Annotated in this window: 13 protein-coding genes; 8 read left to right on the top strand and 5 right to left on the bottom strand. The window is 37.4% G+C overall.

From position 1 onward, the window contains the following. Window positions 1-186: 186 nt before the first annotated feature. The 6 genes from G525_RS0118325 to G525_RS0118300 all read left to right on the top strand — a co-directional run bounded on the left by G525_RS0118325 (window position 187) and on the right by G525_RS0118300 (window position 12,227). Entirely contained in the window at window positions 187-3,597 is a 3,411-nt protein-coding gene (locus G525_RS0118325) for a hypothetical protein (protein WP_027127432.1), read from the top strand. Between the two features lie 55 nt (window positions 3,598-3,652). Beyond that, window positions 3,653-4,042: a hypothetical protein gene (locus tag G525_RS0118320; RefSeq protein WP_027127431.1), complete on the top strand. Its 390-nt coding sequence runs from the start codon at window positions 3,653-3,655 to the stop codon at window positions 4,040-4,042. Between the two features lie 67 nt (window positions 4,043-4,109). Continuing rightward, window positions 4,110-8,420, top strand: coding sequence for a CusA/CzcA family heavy metal efflux RND transporter (locus G525_RS0118315; protein ID WP_027127430.1), 4,311 nt, complete (start codon window positions 4,110-4,112; stop codon window positions 8,418-8,420). After that, window positions 8,420-9,565 carry an efflux RND transporter periplasmic adaptor subunit gene (locus G525_RS0118310; protein WP_027127429.1) on the top strand — a complete coding sequence of 382 codons (1,146 nt, stop codon included), beginning with the start codon at window positions 8,420-8,422 and terminating at the stop codon, window positions 9,563-9,565. Before G525_RS0118315 ends, G525_RS0118310 begins: the two co-directional genes overlap by 1 nt. Window positions 9,566-9,574: 9 nt before the next feature. Next, window positions 9,575-11,563 carry a heavy metal translocating P-type ATPase gene (locus G525_RS0118305; RefSeq protein ID WP_027127428.1) on the top strand — a complete coding sequence of 663 codons (1,989 nt, stop codon included), beginning with the start codon at window positions 9,575-9,577 and terminating at the stop codon, window positions 11,561-11,563. 106 nt (window positions 11,564-11,669) lie between these two features. After that, window positions 11,670-12,227, top strand: coding sequence for a hypothetical protein (locus G525_RS0118300; protein WP_027127427.1), 558 nt, complete (start codon window positions 11,670-11,672; stop codon window positions 12,225-12,227). Window positions 12,228-12,324: 97 nt separating this feature from the next. Here the strand turns inward: G525_RS0118300 and G525_RS0118295 are convergent, their stop codons facing one another. Both G525_RS0118295 and G525_RS0118290 read right to left on the bottom strand, forming a co-directional pair. After that, complete coding sequence (locus tag G525_RS0118295; RefSeq protein ID WP_027127426.1) at window positions 12,325-13,866, bottom strand: glycine--tRNA ligase; 1,542 nt, start codon at window positions 13,864-13,866, stop codon at window positions 12,325-12,327. Between the two features lie 62 nt (window positions 13,867-13,928). Then, complete coding sequence (locus tag G525_RS0118290) at window positions 13,929-14,807, bottom strand: hypothetical protein (RefSeq protein ID WP_027127425.1); 879 nt, start codon at window positions 14,805-14,807, stop codon at window positions 13,929-13,931. 87 nt (window positions 14,808-14,894) lie between these two features. Between G525_RS0118290 and G525_RS0118285 the strand changes: the two genes are divergently transcribed. Both G525_RS0118285 and G525_RS0118280 read left to right on the top strand, forming a co-directional pair. Then, a complete protein-coding gene (locus tag G525_RS0118285) occupies window positions 14,895-15,575 on the top strand; it encodes a ComF family protein (RefSeq protein ID WP_027127424.1) in 681 nt (226 codons plus the stop codon). A 53-nt stretch (window positions 15,576-15,628) separates the two neighbouring features. Then, complete coding sequence (locus tag G525_RS0118280; protein ID WP_027127423.1) at window positions 15,629-17,260, top strand: Ig-like domain-containing domain; 1,632 nt, start codon at window positions 15,629-15,631, stop codon at window positions 17,258-17,260. Here the strand turns inward: G525_RS0118280 and G525_RS0118275 are convergent. The 3 genes from G525_RS0118275 to G525_RS0118265 form a co-directional block, all read right to left on the bottom strand. Further along, entirely contained in the window at window positions 17,220-17,999 is a 780-nt protein-coding gene (locus G525_RS0118275) for an amidohydrolase (RefSeq protein WP_027127422.1), read from the bottom strand. The two genes, G525_RS0118280 and G525_RS0118275, sit on opposite strands and share 41 nt — an antisense overlap. Before the next feature lie 7 nt (window positions 18,000-18,006). Further along, the gene (locus tag G525_RS0118270; protein WP_027127421.1) at window positions 18,007-18,444 is read right to left on the bottom strand and encodes a hypothetical protein; all 438 of its coding nucleotides are present in this window, start codon (window positions 18,442-18,444) and stop codon (window positions 18,007-18,009) included. 149 nt (window positions 18,445-18,593) lie between these two features. Next, complete coding sequence (locus tag G525_RS0118265; RefSeq protein WP_027127420.1) at window positions 18,594-19,736, bottom strand: methionine aminotransferase; 1,143 nt, start codon at window positions 19,734-19,736, stop codon at window positions 18,594-18,596. Window positions 19,737-19,795: the final 59 nt, after the last annotated feature.

Genomic DNA, 19,795 nt, shown 5'->3' with positions numbered 1-19,795 from the left:
GAAATAGAATTATGATATTAGTATTAAATACAAAGATTTAATTTAAGCACTGAAATCTTAATACTTTGTACTTGATACTTTGTACTGATTTTGATGCAAACTTAAATAATACTGTACTTTTATGCGATAATTTTAAAGGCATTTTAACGATAAAATATTTTCGGTCTTTAGCAGTTAATGTAATAGATGAAAATCATTATTTTTCTTACGTTCTTTTTGATGTGTTGTTGTGTGTATGCACAGGAACCAGCTTCCAATTATAAGACAAAGAAAATGGCGGTTAAGGAGGTAATCCAAATTGATTCAGTAAGTATTAATTCCAGTCAATTCAACCTGAAAACGAAAAATGGCATTAGTATTGACACGTCCTACTACAACGTGGATTTTTCTAAAGCAATTTTGACGTTCAGAAAACCTGTCCCAACGGATTCGGTAATTATCAATTATCTCAGATATCCCAACTATATCACTCGGAAATACTATCAGCTCGACGATAAGATTATCGTAGAAAACACGGATAATATGCAGCAACTATACAAGATGCAGCAATCCACTTTGACCAAAAACTTTACGCCTTTTGAAGGATTGACCACTTCGGGAAGTATTTCTAGAGGGGTGACTATTGGTAACAATCAGAATTCGGTTTTGAATAGTGAATTAGACCTTCAAATTTCAGGAAAACTCAGTGATAAAGTATCCTTGCGAGCCTCCATTCAAGATGCCAATATTCCGTTGCAGGAAAGTGGCTATTCCCAGCGTTTGGATGAGTTTGATCAGGTATTTATTGAATTGTTTAGCGAGAATTGGCGCATTAGGGCAGGCGACATCGATTTGCAAAATACCGATTCTTATTTTGCCAGTTTTACAAAACGCGTTCAAGGTTTGAATATAGATGTCAATTTGGACAACGACAGTTCCCAAACTAACTTATTTGCTGCCGGAGCCTTGGTCAGAGGACAATTTACCACAAGCCAATTTACAGCGCAGGAAGGCAATCAAGGTCCTTACAAATTAAGAGGCCCCAATAATGAATTGTACGTTCTGGTGATTTCAGGCAGTGAAACGGTTTATGTCAATGGAACTCCTATAAAACGAGGGGAAAATCAAGATTACATTATTGATTATAACGCCGGTGAAATTATTTTCAACGCGACGTTTCCTATCACTTCTGAAATGCGAATTACCGTAGATTATCAATTTAGTGAACGTAATTTTTCTCGGTTTACAGTGTTTGGCGGTGGAAGTCTTGAAACGGAGAAGTTTAAAATCGGTGCTTCGGTCTATTCTGAAGTGGATTCCAAAAACCAACCCTTACAGCAAAACTTATCACCTGACCAAGTTCAAATTTTGGCCAATGCCGGTGATGATCAATCTTTAATGGTAGCACCTTCAGGAGTGCCTGAGCCTTTTAATGAAAACCGGATTCTCTATCGCAAAGAACTTATTGATGGCGCAGAGGCTTATGTGTTTTCAAGCAATCCTGAAGATGATTTATACAGTGTAAAATTTCGATTGGTCGGTGATAATCGAGGGAATTATGTATTGGTAAGTAGCAGCGCTGTTTCTAATATATATGAGTATGTCTCTCCAGTATCAGGAGTGCCTCAGGGAAATTACGCGGCGATTGTTCAATTGATTGCGCCTACTAAATTACAAGTGGCTGTGGTTAATGGAAGCTATAGACCTTCAGAGCGCACAGATATTTATTTTGAAGCCGCGGGCAGCAAAAATGATATGAATCTGTTTTCTAATTTGGATGATGATGATAATGATGGATTCGCTGGGAAACTTCGTGTGCGGCAAGACGTTATAAAAAATGATAGTCTTTGGAATCTATCTGCAATTCTGGATGCTGATATGGTTCAACAGGATTTTAAATCCATTCAGCGTTTGTATTATGCTGAGTTCAATCGGGACTGGAATTTGGGAATGCCTCTCGGAAATCAAAATTTACTGACTGCTGGTCTCGATCTATTCCATTCAAAAAAAGGTGTGGCAAGTTATAAATTTGAACATCTCAATTATTCAGAAAATTTTAATGGCAATAGGCATAGTGCTTTTGCGAGTTTAAGATTTGGAAACTGGCAACTATTTACAAACTCCAGTATTTTAAATAGTGAAAGTGATAGGGCTGAATCGACATTTTTACGAACTTTCAATAGGTTTACCTATAATTTCAACACCCAATGGGTAGGTGCAAAATTGGCTGCTGAAGATAATGAGCAGCGCGAAGTCCTAACCAATCAACTTACCACATTGAGTCAACGTTTTAAATCGGCTGAAATGTTTTATGGGATTGGAGATAGCACCAAGGTTTTTGCGGAAGTAGGGTATAAGCACCGTGTTAATGATAGTTTACGGATGAATTCTGTTGAAAAGGTAAGCAGTTCCAATACCTATTATATCAAATCGAAAATCATCCAGAATGCCACTACTGATTTAGGAGTTTATATCAATTATCGCACACTAAAATCAGTAGACAAAACCATTGAAGATGAGCAATCCTTAAATTCAAGAGTCACCTTTAACAAACAGTTATTTGAGCAAATTGTGTTGTGGAACACGGTATTTGAGACAAATGCCGGAAGTCTGCCCCAACAGGATTTTACCTATGTTAAAGTGGAGCCAGGGCAAGGTGCTTATACTTGGATTGACTACAACAACAATGGTATTCAGGAGCTGAATGAGTTTGAAATTGCCCAATTTCAAGATCAAGGAGCCTATATAAGAGTGTTGCTACCCAATCAGGTATATGTCAAAACGCATCAAAACCGATTGAGTCAAACGGTGACCATCAACCCACAACGATGGGCAGTAAGTGAACATAAATCCCGCAAATTCTGGTCGCATTTTTACAATCAAACCTCATATTTAGTTGATAGAAAAATAAAAAGGGAAGAAGGGTCCTTTGATTTAAATCCGTTTGCAGATGATAACGACAATCAATTGGCATTAAATAAAAGTGTTAGAAATGTTCTGTTTTTTAATAGGGGAAAACAACATTTCACAACCTCCTATACGTTCTTGTCCAATGCCGCCAGAACCTTATTGTCTATCGGTTTTCAAGAGAGTAAACTAAAAAGTCATCAACTCAATTTTAATCACAAGTTTGCAGAAAGTTGGCTCCTTAATTTAAAGTCGAGTTTAGAAGAAAATGAAAGTTTGAGTGAAAATTTTGCAACCCGTAATTATAAGATTAACGAAACACGTCTACAACCTAAACTCTCGTATTTGTTCAATGAGAATGCACGTTTTGATGTGTTTTACCAATATACCTCCAAGGGTAATACCATTGGTAATATGGAGACCTTGCTTCAAAATAATTTTGGTGCATCGTTCACCTATAACAAAGCTCAAAAAATCGCACTTACCGGGGAGGTCAATTTTTTTGACAATACCTTTGAAGGTAATGCCAACACGCCTGTATCGTACCAAATGTTGGAAGGTTTACAACCGGGTAAAAACTTTACATGGACCTTATTGGCACAACGGAAATTGACTGCTTTTTTAGATCTCAATCTGAATTACTTTGGACGGAAAACAGAAACTTCTAAAACCATTCATACAGGAACCATTCAGTTAAAGGCCTATTTTTAAAAGCTGATATATGTTAGCTTTAAGCTTATATTTTTTTTGTAAATTTGCCAGAAGCATGTCAAAATTAGTCGCCATATTTTATACGGTCTTGATTCTTTTTCAAAGTCTGAACATCAGCTTTGAAGATGCATCAAAATTCAGTGCGCTTATGGACCATGCATCTTATCATCAGGAAACCTACGGCGATTCTTTTTTTGACTTCCTTTCTGAACATTACGGTGAAGCTTCTGTGCAGCACGAAAGTGATCACTCAGAGCATGAGAATTTACCTTTTAAACATGAGCATCAAAGTTGTTGTCATTTAAACACCTCGTTTACACTTCACAGTATTGAGTTTATAAACTCTTCCGACGCCTTTATTGAAATACCTCTTAATTTTCATTATAAAGAATCGATTTCCTTATTTGAGAAACCTTCAGTGTTTCAACCACCAAAATCTGCATAATTCAATTTTAGTCTAAGTTTTTTTAATAAGCTGTTTTCAATGGCTTACAACACTTTACGTATGAATTATGTTAGAACATATTATAAAATTCAGTTTAAGGAATAAACTTATTATTCTCTTATTTATGGGATTTGTGATTGGTTTTGGAATTTACTCCTTAACCAGAATCCCCATTGGTGCCGTTCCGGATATCACCAATAACCAAGTGCAGGTGATCACCACATCACGCAACCTGTCCACACAAGATGTGGAGCAATTTATCACTTATCCCATTGAGTTGGAAATGGCCAATTTACCGGGTGTTATTGAAATTCGTTCAACTTCAAAATTTGGACTTTCGGTAGTGACCATTGTGTTTGAAGATGCGATGGGCACCTATTTGCCCCGGCAATTAATTGCTGAAAAGATTAAATCGGCTTCAGAAAAGATTCCGGAAGACTTTGGAACGCCAGAAATGGGTCCCATTACCACTGGTTTGGGTGAAATCTATCAGTATATCCTCGATGTAAAACCAGGTTATGAAGATCAATATACTATTACAGAATTACGTACCATCCAAGATTGGATTGTAAAACGACAGTTATCAGGAATCCCTGGTGTGGTGGAGGTCAATACTTGGGGCGGCTTTTTAAAACAATATGAAGTGGCCATCAATCCCCAACAATTGAATGCCATGAATATTTCCATTTCGGAAATTTATGAGGCGCTTGAGAAAAACAACAGTGTTGCTGGTGGTGGCTATATTGAAAAGACCAATCAAGCTTTTTTTATTCGTGGTGAAGGTTTGGTGACTTCTCTTCAGGATATTGAAAATATCGTTGTAAAAAATGATGGTGTGCCTATCTATGTAAAGGATATTGCTAAAGTAGGCTTTGGACATGCCACGCGTTTTGGAGCGATTACCGGAAATGGGGAAGGCGAGAAAGTACTTGGTCAAATTATGATGATTAAGGACGGAGACTCCAAGAAAATCATTGAAGCAGTTAAGGAGCGCGTAGCGTCCATAGAGCAAACCTTGCCAGAAGGAGTTTATATTAATGCTTTTTTAGAACGAACGGAACTCATAGATAAAACCACGTTCACCGTGGCAGAGAATCTAATTTTGGGGTCTTTGATCGTGATTTTTGTGGTGGTTTTATTATTGGGGAACTGGCGTTCAGGTTTGGTTGTTGCTTCAGTTATTCCGTTGAGTTTACTGTTTGCCATTTCAATGATGAATGTGTTTGGTGTGGATGCCAATTTGATGAGCCTGGGTGCCATCGATTTTGGGATTATCATTGATGGCTCGGTCATCATTGTCGAATTCATTGCTTTTCAAATTACCACCCAAAGTGCCAAGATAAAGTCGCTCTCAAAGATTGATCAGCAATCTGAAATTGATCAGATCACTTTAAAAAGTGCGTCAAAAATGATGAATTCAGCCATTTTTGGGCAACTCATTATTTTGATTGTGTTTATTCCAATACTCTCTTTAAGTGGTGTAGAAGGGAAGATGTTCAAACCGATGGCCATGACTTTTAGTTTTGCTTTAATTGGGGCAATGATCTTTTGTCTCACCTACGTTCCGGTGGCGTCCTCCATGTTTTTAAAAGCAGTTAAACCAAAGGACTCCAATATTTCTGTACGGTTAATGCGATTTTTAAACCGACACTACCGTCCAATAATCAATTGGGCATTGCTAAATACACGAATTGTCATTGGAACCTCAGTAGTATTATTGATTTTGAGTGGGTGGATTTTTAGCCGCATGGGAGGTGAGTTTGTTCCGACGCTTGATGAGGGCGATTTTGTGATCCAGCCTGTTTTAAAAACCGGAACATCTTTGAGTAAAACCATAGAAATCACCACGAAAATTGAACAAATATTATTGGATAATTTTCCAGAGGTGGAACAGGTGGTGACCCGTATTGGAGCTGCAGAAGTACCCACAGATCCAATGTCAATGGAAGAAAGTGATGTCATCATTAAGTTAAAACCAAAAAAAGAATGGACATCTGCCAGTTCAAAAAATGAATTGGCCGATAAATTTAAAGAAGCCCTGCATGTCATCCCAGGAATGGAAGTGGAATTTACACAACCTATAGAAATGCGTTTTAATGAATTGATTACGGGAGTGAGAGCTGATTTGGCGATTAAGATTTTTGGCGAAGACCTATCTGTTTTGGCAAGTAAAGCAGATGAAATCAAGTCGTTGATTCAAAATGTAGAGGGCGCCTCTGATATTATAGTGGAAAAAGTAGCAGGCTTGCCTCAAATGACTGTCAACTTCAACCGTGCTAAAATTGCACGCTACGGGCTCAATATTTCAGATTTAAACGAATTGATCTCTGCCGGTTTTGCGGGCAGAACGGTGGGTAGCGTTTTCGAAGGGGAAAAAAGATTTGACCTGATAATCAGGCTCCAAGAATCGAAACGAAAAAACATTGAAAGTCTCCAGAGTTTGTATGTAGATACACCAAATGGCGGAAAGATTCCATTGAGTGAATTGGCAGATATCAGTTACACTATGGGGCCAGCACAAATATCTCGAGATGATACCCAACGGCGGATTGTGGTTGGCGTCAATGTTAGGAATCGGGATTTGCAATCGGTGGTTGATGAAGTTCAAAACATTATTCAAGACAATGTAAAACTCTCGGCGGGATACAGTATAACTTACGGAGGACAATTTGAGAATTTGCAAAGTGCAAAAGCACGCTTAATGATTGCCGTTCCCGTAGCGTTGGTGCTGATCTTTATCTTGCTGTATTTCGCATTCCATTCTGTTAAAGATGCCTTATTGATCTACTCGGCAATTCCGTTATCGGCTGTGGGCGGGATTCTGTTTTTATGGATGAGAGATTTGCCATTTAGTATTTCGGCAAGTGTTGGTTTTATTGCGCTTTTCGGTATTGCAGTACTAAACGGCATTGTTTTGATAGAGCATTTTAAGGAACTAAAAAGCCAAGGTATTTCCAATATCCAAGAACGAATTAAACGAGGCACCCAAGAGCGCTTAAGACCAGTTTTATTAACGGCTTCAGCCGCGGCTTTAGGGTTTTTGCCTATGGCCATCTCAACCAATGCGGGTGCGGAAGTGCAACGTCCTTTAGCCACTGTGGTTATTGGTGGACTCATCAGTGCAACCATTTTGACATTAGTGGTATTGCCTGTGCTATACGCTTGGATAGAAAAGAAAAAAGAAATGAAGATAAATAAAACAGGACTCGTAACATTAATTTTTTTCATGTTGACATGCACTATGAGTGCCCAGGAAAAACCGATGTCTGTAGATGAGGTTATTAATTTGGCGATTGAGAATAATTCCGGATTAAAGGCGTCCTTATTAGAAATAGACGAAGCTGATGCTTTAATAGGCAGTGCGTTTAATTTTGACAAAACTTCCGTTTATTATGAGTATGAAAATAATGCCAACGAGATTGAGCCTTTAAAGGTTTTAGGGATCGCCCAGGACTTTAAGTTTCCAACCGTTTATTTTGCTAATAAAAAAGTGAATAAGGCGCAGGTGGGATTGCAAGAGTCAGTATATAAAATCGGACTCCAAAATTTGAAAAAGGAAGTTTATGCAGCATATTACAATTTGAGTTATGCTCAAAGGAAGGCGGAATCCTATCGCTTTTTAGATAGTTTGTACCAAAATTTTGCCCAATCTGCGAAACGGCGTTTTGAATTGGGAGAGACCAATTATTTAGAAATGATCACGGCACAATCTAAACAAAAACAATCGGAAACGCTCTATAAACAAACCCTACAAGAGGAGCTCATGTATAGAGCACATTTGAAAAAAATTGTGCAGGTAGAAGATATCATCATTCAGAAAGAACCTCTGGAAAAGTTATTGATCCAGCCAGCCTCGATAAATGAAAACGCAGGATTGCTTTATTTTGAAGAATCCAAAGACTTTTATGAAGCTAAAATGCAACAGGAGAAACAAAGCTTATTGCCTGATATAAGTGTCGAATTTCTGCATGGCCTCAATGAAGGCATTAGTAAAAATTTTGTGGGCTACCAATTAGGTCTTAAGATTCCTCTGTTGTTTGGAGGAAATGCGTCTAAAATAAAAGCGTCCAAAATCGCACAGGATATTGTTGAAGAAAGACAACAGGACTACCAGTCAAAATGGTTTGCAGAGCAAGAAAGCTTGATGGCTAAGCTTCAGCAGTATAATGAGGAGATTACCTATTATGAAACCCAGGGCAAACACCTTTCAGAGGAAATTATAAAAACTGCAGAACGCACGCTTAAGGAAGGGGAAATTGATTTTTTCCAATACATTCAAAGTATTGAGACTTCAAAGGAAATTGAAATAAACTATCTTGATAATCTCAATGCTTACAATCAAACAATTATTGTCATCAATTATTTAATTTTAGATTAATGAAACAACTATATATCTTATGTCTTTCCATATTTTTAATGAGCTGTGGAAATGAGAAAAACGAAGAACAAACCGAAGAGAGTCACGAAGAAACTGACCAACTTGTAATTACTAAAGCGCAGTTTGATGGTGAGAACATGGAATTGGGTAGCTTTTCTGAACATGATTTTAACTCTGTGATCAAAGCGAGTGGAATAATTGAAGTGCCCACTCAAAACCAGTCGAATGTAAGTACCTTTGTGGGAGGTTATGTTACCAGTAACCCATTATTAATTGGGGATGAAGTTAAAAAAGGACAGTTTTTAGTAACTTTGGAGAGTACGGATTATGTTGAGATTCAGCAGCAGTATTTAGAAATTTCTGAACAGTTGAATTTCCTGAAATCTGAATTCACTCGTCAAACAACCTTGTATGATGAAAATATTACGTCACAAAAAAACTTTTTAAAGGCAGAAAGTAGTTATAAGAGCAGCTTGGCGCATTATAATGGATTAAAGAAGAAATTACAAATGATCAACATTAATCCTACATCTGTAGAAAATGGGACCATTACCTCTACCATTAATCTGTATGCCCCGATTGATGGCTATGTAACTAAGGTTAATGTAAGTAATGGCACTTATGTTTCTCCCGCAGATATTATTTTAGAGATTATTGATACCCATCACATCCATTTGGAGCTATCAGTGTTTGAAAAGGACATTCTCAAAGTAAAGAAAGATCAAGCCATTAATTTTAGAATTCCAGAAGCCTCAGATAGTATTTATAAGGCAAAAGTTCATTTGGTAGGGACAAGTATTGATCCATCAAGCAGACGGGTTGTAGTCCACGGTCATATTGAAAATGAACATACGGCATTTATTGTTGGCATGTTTGCCGAAGCGGAGATTGTCGTTGGCTCTTCAAAAGGAACTGCTTTGCCTAAATCGGCTGTTATTCAGGTTGAGGACGATTATTATGCTTTGGTTTTGGATAGTGAGAGTGCCAATGCATATCAGTTTACAAAAGTAAAATTAGAGATAGGTTTACAAACCGAGGACTTTGTTGAAGTATTAAACACAGTATCTTTAGAGAATAAAAAAATTGTGGTAAATGGCACCTACATGTTGCTAAATGATATAGAAGGTGGCGGACATTCACATTAAAAGTTATTTATGAAACAACAACATAACGAAGCGCATGACCACGCTCACGATCATAATGGTATTTTTGGTCAACGTACGGAATTATATTTCTCATTGCTCAGTGGCGTTTTCCTTCTCATAGGATTCCTCATTAAAATTTTAGGCGCTGACACTCAATCGGTATGGTTTTATTTAATTCCATTCTTTTTTTCTTATGGCTTTGGTGGGTATTATATCACTATTGAAGCCTTTGAAAAAATTAAGGTTGGTGGCTTTGAAATTGATTTTTTGATGATTGCAGCTGCTATTGGGGCGGCTTATATTGGAAGTTGGGCAGAAGGCGCTCTATTGTTGTTCCTGTTTAGTTTAGGGCATGCTTTAGAAAACTATGCCATGATTAAGGCTAAAAAATCCATTGAAGCTTTAGGAGATTTAACGCCTAAAGCAGCATTAATTAAAAAAAACGGCAAGGTTGAAGAAGTTGGAGTAGAAGCTTTGAAGATCAATGATATTATTGTCGTAAGACCAAATTCAAAAATTGCGGCAGATGGTGTCATCATCAAAGGAAACAGTGCCATTGATCAGGCTCCAATTACGGGAGAAAGCATGCCTATTGATAAAACAGCCATTGCTTCTACTGACAACCTTCCCAAATTTAATGCTATAGATTCAGCGCATGTTGTTTATACCGGAACCATTAATGGCGATGGTAGTATTGAAGTATTGGTTCTAAAATTGAGTAAAGATTCTACCGTCGCTCGATTGATCAAGATGGTAAGTGAGGTGGAAACACAAAAATCGCCTACACAACGCATGACCAAAAAATTTGAAAAGTGGTATGTGCCTATAGTTATTTTGGTCGTCATTATTTTGTGTTTTGCATATTTGGTGGTCAATGAGCCTTTTGAAGATAGTTTATACCGTGCCATAACCGTATTGGTGGCAGCGAGTCCGTGTGCCTTGGCGATTTCTACACCTAGTGCAGTTTTAAGTGGGATTGCTAGAGCGGCACAAAAGGGTGTATTGATTAAAGGCGGAAAAGCGCTGGAAGATTTAGGATCCATAAGAACTATTGCATTTGATAAAACTGGTACTTTAACCGAAGGTAAGCCCAAATTGACCAACATGATTCCGTTTCAAAATTACTCTAAAGAGGCTTTGGCACGACTTGTTTTGGAAGTAGAAAGTTTGAGCAATCATCCTTTGGCAAGAGCCATTGTGAAAGATGTGGAATCTCAATATAATTTAGTCCATGAAAATGTAGCTTCAAACGTCAATGCGATTCAGGGTAAAGGTATTAGTGCAACATATCAGAATAAAACGGTTTTTATAGGAAATGAAAAATTGATATCTGATGAAGGTTTAACCATTGCTCCTGAACTGCGTTCAAAGATGGAAGGTCTATTGCGGGAAGGACATACTGCCATGTTGGTGGCACATGGGACTTCTGTTGTTGGATTGATCAGTGTGATGGATGTTCCAAGAACAACTGCTGTGGAGACTTTAAAAAGGCTAAAGAGTATTGGCATTAAACGGATGGTAATGCTTACTGGTGATCATCAAAATGTGGGAGATGCGATAGCCAAACAGATTGGATTGACCGAAGCCAAAGGCAATTTATTGCCAGAAGATAAAGTGGAGGCCATTAAAGAACTCATGCAACGTGATGGTAAAATTGCTATGGTTGGCGATGGAGTTAACGATGCCCCTGCCATGGCGTATAGCACCGTAAGTGTGGCAATGGGCGCTGCAGGAAGTGATGTGGCGCTAGAAACTGCGGATGTCGCTTTGATGTCAGATAAAATTGAGATGTTGCCCTTTGCCATTGGGCTGAGTAGAGCATCTAAACGGATCATCACTCAAAATATTTGGATCAGTATGGGTGTGGTTGCCTTATTGGTGCCTGCTACTATTTTAGGTTTAACTGGAATTGGATTAGCGGTAGTTTTTCATGAAGGTTCCACATTAGTTGTGGTGTTAAATGCATTGCGATTATTGGCTTACAATGAGAAAAAATAAGGAAAGCTATTAGCTATTCCTGAATAATAAAATTGTTTTGAAACAACTTTTAATATACTATTGTATCACATAAATATTCAGCCCGAACATTTTAAAATCACTACTTATGAAAAATTGTGCCTTTGCATTTTTATTGCTTTTTGCTATGATGGGTTCACAAGCTCAAAACGATAGTATCACCAGCAATAATGTTGGAAAAAATGAAGTTAAATTGAATTCTGTATTGCTGCTGTTTGGAGTGTTTGAGCCCAGTTATGAGCGAAATATTACAGAAAATTCTTCGGCAGGAGTTTCATTGTTCATTCCTTTTGATGATGAGAATTTCGATACTTCTATAAATTATTACGTCTCTCCTTACTACCGAATATTCTTTGGTCAAAAATACGCAGCAGGATTTTTCCTGGAAGGTTTTGGGATGTTAAATTCCATGGAACGTGAGTATTATAGTAATTCTCAAGATGGAAATTATAATTACTATCATAAAGATGTTACTGATTTTGCTTTAGGTTTTGGTCTAGGTGGAAAATGGTTCACTAAAGGTGGTTTTGTATTTGAAGTCAGTGGTGGTATTGGAAGAAATCTATTCAATAACAACAAATCAGAATATCACGATTACTCCCCCATCGTTGGGAAATTTGGTTTTAACCTAGGCTATAGATTCTAGCAAGATTCCAAAGCCAAAATCCCAAATTCCAAAGATGCGTTATTGGAATTTGGGATTTGACTTTTGGTTTTTTGGATTCTGTCTGGGCAGAAATTTGTTACATTTTCATCAACCACGCTTTTGCATCAACTTCTTGTTTGATGATATCGCGTAAGTCTTCTATTTTAACTCGTGATTGCTCCATAGTATCTCTGTGACGGATCGTCACCATATTGTCCTCCAAAGTATCGTGGTCAACTGTAATACAAAACGGCGTGCCATTGGCATCCTGTCTTCTATAGCGTCTTCCTACGGCATCTTTTTCATCATAATCCACATTGAAATCCCATTTAAGCTCGTCCATGATTTGACGTGCAATTTCTGGTAGGCCATCTTTTTTTACCAATGGTAAAATAGCGGCCTTAACAGGTGCCAATACTGCAGGCAATTTTAAAACGGTTCTTGTGGTATTATTTTCCAATTCTTCCTCAACCAATGCATTTGAGAATACTGCCAAAAACATTCGGTCTAAACCAATTGAAGTCTCCAAAACATAAGGCGTATAGCTCTCATTCTGTTCGTGGTCAAAAAACTGAAGTTTTTTACCTGAGAACTCTTCGTGTTGTTTTAAATCGAAATCTGTTCGGGAATGGATGCCTTCCAACTCTTTGAATCCAAATGGGAATTTGAATTCGATATCCGTTGCCGCATCTGCGTAGTGGGCCAGCTTTTCATGATCATGGAATCTATAGTTTTCAGGCCCTAAACCTAACGATAAATGCCATTTCATGCGCATGTCTTTCCAATAATCAAACCATTCTTTTTGGGTACCTGGTTTAATAAAAAACTGCATTTCCATTTGTTCAAATTCACGCATTCTAAAAATGAATTGTCTGGCAACAATCTCATTTCTAAAAGCTTTTCCGGTTTGGGCAATACCAAACGGAATTTTCATACGCCCTGTTTTTTGAACGTTGAGGAAATTTACAAAAATACCTTGTGCCGTTTCTGGACGCAGGTAGAGGTCCATCGCACTTTCTGCTGAAGCTCCTAATTTGGTGCCAAACATCAAGTTGAATTGTTTGACTTCGGTCCAATTTCTACTTCCTGTCAACGGATCAGCAATTTCCAATTCTTCAATCAGCGCTTTCACATCAGCTAAATCTTCGGATTCCAAAGATTTTGCCATTCGCGATAGAACGGTTTTTATAGTATCATAGTAGCCAACAACTCTTGGGTTGGTGGTTATAAATTCTTCTTTATTGAAAGCCTCACCAAAACGTTTTTCTGCCTTACCGACCTCCTTGTCAATTTTGCCTTCAATCTTGGCGCAATAGTCCTCTATCAGCACATCTGCACGGTAGCGTTTTTTTGAATCCTTGTTGTCAATTAACGGATCGTTAAATGCATCAACGTGTCCTGAAGCTTTCCAAATAGTTGGATGCATGAAAATTGAGGAGTCAATACCCACAATGTTTTCATTCATCTGTACCATGGCTTTCCACCAGTAGTCACGTATGTTTTTCTTTAATTCAGCCCCATTTTGTGCATAGTCATATACTGCACTTAGGCCATCGTATATTTCACTACTCTGAAATACATAACCGTATTCCTTGGCGTGAGATACTACTTTCTTAAATTGATCGTCCTGATTTATCATGCTGCAAAAATAGAAAACCGTACCAATTAAAGGAACGGTTTACATAAATATATTTTATGTGGTTAGTTTAATTCAATTTGCGTACTCCCAAGTTTCCTTTCGTTATGAAAAACAGAAACATAATAGGTGCCTTTTGCGAAAGGTTGATCTCTACTATCCGCCCGTACAGTGGTACAAACGTCCACAACTTTGTTGTTGTAATTAATAACTTGTCGATCACTGTAGAGCAGTAAGAATTTGCCAAATTCAACCGCACCCTTATTCGCTATGACGTTGTTGAGAGGGTTTAAAATTTGAATATAAATATCTTTTCTTCCTTTTTCTGCCAGCACATTTTCTGCCAATGTAAAGCAGACGTCAATCCTGTTGGCATGTGAGGCTTTGGTGGTTGCTGCGTTGTTGCCTGACTTATAGGCTTTGGCATTAAAGGAGTTCGCAGTTAATAGCGCCCCTTCTTCAAGGTTGCGCTTTAAGGATGCGTTTATCTTTAAGAGCGAATTGTTGATCTCTTTTTGCCTGTCTAATTCAATGTAGGCCAGACGATTGTCTTTTTGCAAATGTTCGTTCGACGTATTGATTGAATCTACGGTTTCAAAAAGAGCATTGTTTTTAGATTTAATTACAGCAAGTTCTGATTTAAAACGTGTGAATACAGAAAAATCACTTTCCATCAGTCTTAATTGATCTAGAGCTAAAGAGGTGTTTTTTTTAGCGCTGTCAAGTTGGGCAGATAGGATGTCACCAGATTGGTTTAATTCATCATATCTTAGAATCATTTGAGATAATTCGCTTTCTACAAGTTTTTTCTCTTGCTCCAAAAAATGTTGCTCTGCTTTATTTGATTGGTAAGTATTAAAACCAACAACACCTAAAACAGCAATGCTAACAATCAGTGAACCAATAATTATTCTGTAGTTAAAAAATTGAGGGTTAACTATCATTATTAATTATTAAGGGAAATAGGGATTATTTAATCAATCTTGCGAACTTATATATTATGTTTGTTATAACTGTTTTTAATCGATAAAATGATAAAAAATTTGTTAAACTTGTTTTTCCCGAAGGTTTGCCTGTCGTGCGACAACTTATTGGAACACAATGAGGTTTATGTATGTACAGTTTGCAGACATGAATTGCCTTTGACTAATTTTGGAAGTATTACCGATAATGAAGTCTCTAAAATATTGTATGGACGTGTGCATTTAAGATATGCTTCAACCTTGTTGTGGTTTTCAAAAAAAGGACTCGTCCAACACCTCATTCATAATCTAAAATATAAGGGACATGAAGAGGTAGGTGTGTTTTTGGGCCAATGGTTTGGTCAGGAACTGAATAAGTATGTCGAATTTAGAACTGTTGATGTGGTTATTCCTGTTCCGCTTCATTCAAAACGACTAAGGCAGCGTGGTTACAACCAAGTGGATAAATTTGGAAAGGAACTGGCTGCTGCTCTAAAATGCGATTATAACTCGGTCATTTTACAAAAGGTCAAATCAACAAAAACCCAAGTTTTTAAAGATCGAATTAAGCGTTGGATTAATGATGATACCTTATTTTTAGTCACTGAATATGATAGCTTAAAAGGGAAGCATATTCTTTTGGTGGACGATATCATCACCACAGGTGCAACAATTGAGACATGTGCAAATGCCTTATTGAAAATTGAAGGTGTCACAATAAGTGTAGCTACCATGGCAATTGCGGAGTAATTTTTTCGTTTCAATTAAATATGTCGTTAATTTGCTAAAATTTATGCGTGGTAATGTTTAAAACCTATTATAAACTATTCCTTTTTATTGGATTACTTGGTATGCTTGTCAATTGTGCCAATAGAGGCACGCCTTCCGGAGGAGAAAAGGATATCGAACCTCCTATAATAAGATATTCCACCCCAGAAAATTTTTCAACTAATTTTAAAGGTAATGAGATCAAGATTTATTTTGATGAGTATATCAAAATAAAAAATGTTCAAAAGCAGCTTATTATTTCGCCGCCTATGGATCCTACTCCAGACATCATTCCTATGGGTAGTGCGAGCAAGTACATCACCATAAAAATTAATGATACCTTACAGCCCAATACAACCTACTCATTTAATTTTGGTCAAAGTATTGTTGATAATAATGAGGAAAACCCATACGCCTATTATAAATATGTGCTTTCTACGGGTTCTTATATTGATTCTCTTTCAATTAAAGGTGCCATTCTTGATGCGGAGAAACGCGAACCAGAAACCTTTGTGACCGTTATGTTGTACGAAGTAGACTCAACCTATTCAGATTCTGTTGTGTTTAAAAAACGACCAAAATACGTAACTAATACGCTGGATAGTGTCAGTGCGTTTAGCATTGATAATATTAAGGCAGGTAAATATCGCTTGGTAGCGTTAAAAGATGGGAATGGCAACTATACGTATCAGCAAAAATCTGATAAAATTGGGTTTTATGACAGAGAGATTACCGTGCCTACAGATTCTTTTTACGAGATAAAACTCTTTAAAGAAATTGCCGATTTTAAAATGGAACGTCCCACTCAGGTTGCCAAACAGAAAATCCAATTTGGATATAGAGGTGATCCAAAAGCAGCAACCATTGAAATGATGGGAGATATCCCTGAGGGTTTTGAACATCGGATCATAAAGGATGCCCAAAGGGACACTTTATACTATTGGTACAAACCAGCCGTAGAAATGGATACCACTTATTTTGTAGTGAAAAACAAATCTCATATTGATACTCTCAAACATCGCTTTCGGGATTTGAAGGTGGATTCTCTTCTAATTAAAGCACCTATATCTGGAAGTATTAATTTTGATCAAGATTTCTTAATTGAAGGCAATGTTCCTTTTGACAAATTGGATGAGAATAAAATATCAATCATCGATAAAGATTCATTAACTATTAATTTTAAAGCAGAATTTGATTCGCTCAAAAATGTTTATAGTTTTAAATTTGATAGAAGTGAAGCCAATACGTATAGAATTCAACTGTTGCCAGAGGCAATAACCGGCTTTTTTGGGAATGTGAATGATACTTTGCAATATGCGGTGAAGACCAAAAAGCTTTCTGAGCTGTCCGATGTCCGTGTCAGATTGATAGACGCTGTTTATCCTTTGATCATCCAATTAACCGACAATAAAGGGAAGGTTATCTACGAGCAATTTGCAGAGGCACCTCGTGTGTTTGATTTTAGACATATCAACCCAGCAACATACTATCTTAGGGTTGTTTATGACACCAATGGGAACCGTAAATGGGACTCAGGGAATTATCTTAAAAAAATTCAACCTGAGCGGATAAGTTATTATTCAAAACCTATCGAAGCAAGAACGGGATGGGATTTGGTTGAGGAGTTTACATTATTGAAAACTGGTCCCGATCTGATAGAAAATTGAGTTTGGATCTGTAATGTGAGAGCGCATCTTTTTTAAGACTTACAATTTCAAAGGCTTCTTTGGCAAATGGAATGGAGTCTATGCGCTCTCCCAGAACATCGTATACCGCAGAATGTCCCGAATACTCGTGATTATTGGCATCTGTTCCAACTCTATTGACTCCCACGCAATAACTCATGTTTTCAATGGCTCGCGCCTTTAATAAGGTATCCCAAGCCACCATGCGCACAGATGGCCAATTGGCCACATAAATAAGTACGTCATAAGCTTCAGTGTTTCTTGCCCATACAGGAAAGCGGAGATCATAGCATATTAAAGGACAGATTTTCCAACCTTTATAATCGACTGTAATTTTTTTAGTACCTGCCGTATAGACTTTGTCTTCACCTGCTAAAGTAAAAGTGTGGCGCTTGTCATAATGTTCCAACCTTCCGTTTGGATGCACAAAAACCATACGGTTGTAATAATTACGGTTTTCTTTGATGACCAAGCTTCCGGTAATTGCCGCGTTTTTTTCTGCCGCTAAGTTTATTAGCCACGAGATCGTTTCACCCTGCATTGTTTCAAAAACCTGAGAGGGATTCATTGTGAATCCTGAAGTAAACATTTCTGGCAATACAATAATATCTACGGGGTCAACTAGGGTAGCAAGCTTCCTAGAAAGATGCGTCCTGTTTTGTTCAGCATTTTCCCAAATTAACTCGGTTTGTAATAGGGCGATATTTAAGGTTTCAGACATTTTGAGACTATAATTTTTTTCTTATTTTTTCTACATTCTTTTTAGAGCTGTCCAATTTCTCAAGCCATTTTTCCTCAGCGTTCGGAGAAAGATGTCCTCTTTCTTTAAGTCTTTTAAACTTTGCTTCATCTTGTTGTAATCTTTTTGTGGCTTTAAGATATTTGCGCTGTGCTTTTTGTTTCTTTTTTAAATCCTTTGCAGCTTTCTTATGGGCTTTGTCTTGCTTTTTTTTCGCTTTTTCTGCTCTTTTGGTGACCTTTTTTTGGTTCTTGTGGGTTTTGAAAATATTATCTTTCTTCCCTTTGTCAAGGGTGTGCGTGATATCAATACCTCCTTTAAAGATGGATTTTCCTTTTACTTCATAAGCTACACCTTCGCTAACGATGTGTTGGGCATGCACCATATATCCAAAGCTTAAAAAAAATATAATTATCCAGGTTTTCATAGCATTATTTTTTTAGTTTCTAAATCACATGAACTCTTTTAAAAGTCAGTGTTTTGGTGTCTTATTTTACGGTATAAAAGTAGTCATTTCCAAGATCAATAGAGAATTTTTAACACCTTAAGACTTGCGTTCTATAGGGGTTTATTGCTTCAAATGGTATTTAAAATATCAGCGGCTTGCCTTAGGGTGTCATCGGTTTTTGCAAAACAGAATCTTAGGACTTTATTGTCCAAATTATCAGTGTTAAAAACTGAAAGGGGGATGGCTGCTATTTTATGAGCAATGGTCAGGCGTTTGGCAAAATCAACATCATTCTCTATGGTGATGTTTGAATAGTCCAATATCTGAAAATAGGTGCCTTGTGCCGGGGTGAATTTAAATCGGGATTCTTTAATTAAGCTCAAAAATAAGTCGCGTTTGCGCTGATAAAAGGTTGACAGTTCCTTATAGTGATTGGGTTCCTTTAGATAGTCGGCTAAAGCTTTTTGCGTTGGATGATTCACGCAGAAGACATTAAATTGATGAATTTTTTGAAACTCTACCATTAACTCTTTCGGGGCGCAACAATAGCCTAGTTTCCAACCGGTATTGTGAAAGGTTTTTCCGAAAGAGGCCACAATAAAACTTCGTGATTTGAGATCGGGAAACAAACAGGCACTGTAGTGTTTTTCAGCATCAAAAATAATATGTTCGTAAACTTCATCGCTGAGCAAAATAATATCAGTGCCTTTTAATAATTCTTGTAATTGGAGCATATCATCTTCAGAAAAGATGGTACCGCTTTGGTTTTGTGGCGTATTGATGATGACCATTTTTGTTTTTGAAGTGATTTTTTTTGATACTTCTTTCCAGACAACCTTATAGAGCGGCGCTTCCAATTGCACAGAAATTGTTTTTCCGCCGTTTAATGCTATTGCAGGTTCATAACAGTCATAAGCGGGTCTGAATAGGATGACTTCATCCATTGGTTTTACAAATGTAGAAATAATGGTAAAAATGGCCTGAGTAGCACCTGCGGTAACGGTTATTTCTGAATCCGGATGGTAAGACGTATGATAGAGGGCCTCGAATTTATGAGCAATGGCCAGGCGCAATTCTAAATTCCCTTGCATGGGCGCATATTGATTGAAGCCAGAGTTCATGGCGTTGGTGACCAAATCAATTAATTTCTGGTCACTTTTAAAGTTCGGAAACCCTTGTGATAAATTAAGAGCGCTATGTTTTTGTGCCAAACTGCTCATGACCGTGAAAATTGTGGTGCCCACATTGGGGAGTTTTGAATGGTGTTGCATGATTTCGTGCTTTAGTTGTATTGAACTTAATATAAACAAATAAAACTAATGATATCATT

Origin of the sequence: Gelidibacter mesophilus DSM 14095 (genome assembly GCF_000423005.1) — a bacterium.
GTDB lineage: Bacteria > Bacteroidota > Bacteroidia > Flavobacteriales > Flavobacteriaceae > Gelidibacter > Gelidibacter mesophilus.
This window is presented reverse-complemented; position numbering and strand designations above follow the sequence as displayed.

Coding starts and splice junctions, on each gene's coding strand:
- G525_RS0118325 (WP_027127432.1), top strand. CDS start 187: ATGAAAATCATTATTTTTCTTACGTTCTTTTTGATGTGTTGTTGTGTG.
- G525_RS0118320 (WP_027127431.1), top strand. CDS start 3,653: ATGTCAAAATTAGTCGCCATATTTTATACGGTCTTGATTCTTTTTCAA.
- G525_RS0118315 (WP_027127430.1), top strand. CDS start 4,110: ATGTTAGAACATATTATAAAATTCAGTTTAAGGAATAAACTTATTATT.
- G525_RS0118310 (WP_027127429.1), top strand. CDS start 8,420: ATGAAACAACTATATATCTTATGTCTTTCCATATTTTTAATGAGCTGT.
- G525_RS0118305 (WP_027127428.1), top strand. CDS start 9,575: ATGAAACAACAACATAACGAAGCGCATGACCACGCTCACGATCATAAT.
- G525_RS0118300 (WP_027127427.1), top strand. CDS start 11,670: ATGAAAAATTGTGCCTTTGCATTTTTATTGCTTTTTGCTATGATGGGT.
- G525_RS0118295 (WP_027127426.1), bottom strand. CDS start 13,866: ATGATAAATCAGGACGATCAATTTAAGAAAGTAGTATCTCACGCCAAG.
- G525_RS0118290 (WP_027127425.1), bottom strand. CDS start 14,807: ATGATAGTTAACCCTCAATTTTTTAACTACAGAATAATTATTGGTTCA.
- G525_RS0118285 (WP_027127424.1), top strand. CDS start 14,895: ATGATAAAAAATTTGTTAAACTTGTTTTTCCCGAAGGTTTGCCTGTCG.
- G525_RS0118280 (WP_027127423.1), top strand. CDS start 15,629: ATGTTTAAAACCTATTATAAACTATTCCTTTTTATTGGATTACTTGGT.
- G525_RS0118275 (WP_027127422.1), bottom strand. CDS start 17,999: ATGTCTGAAACCTTAAATATCGCCCTATTACAAACCGAGTTAATTTGG.
- G525_RS0118270 (WP_027127421.1), bottom strand. CDS start 18,444: ATGAAAACCTGGATAATTATATTTTTTTTAAGCTTTGGATATATGGTG.
- G525_RS0118265 (WP_027127420.1), bottom strand. CDS start 19,736: ATGCAACACCATTCAAAACTCCCCAATGTGGGCACCACAATTTTCACG.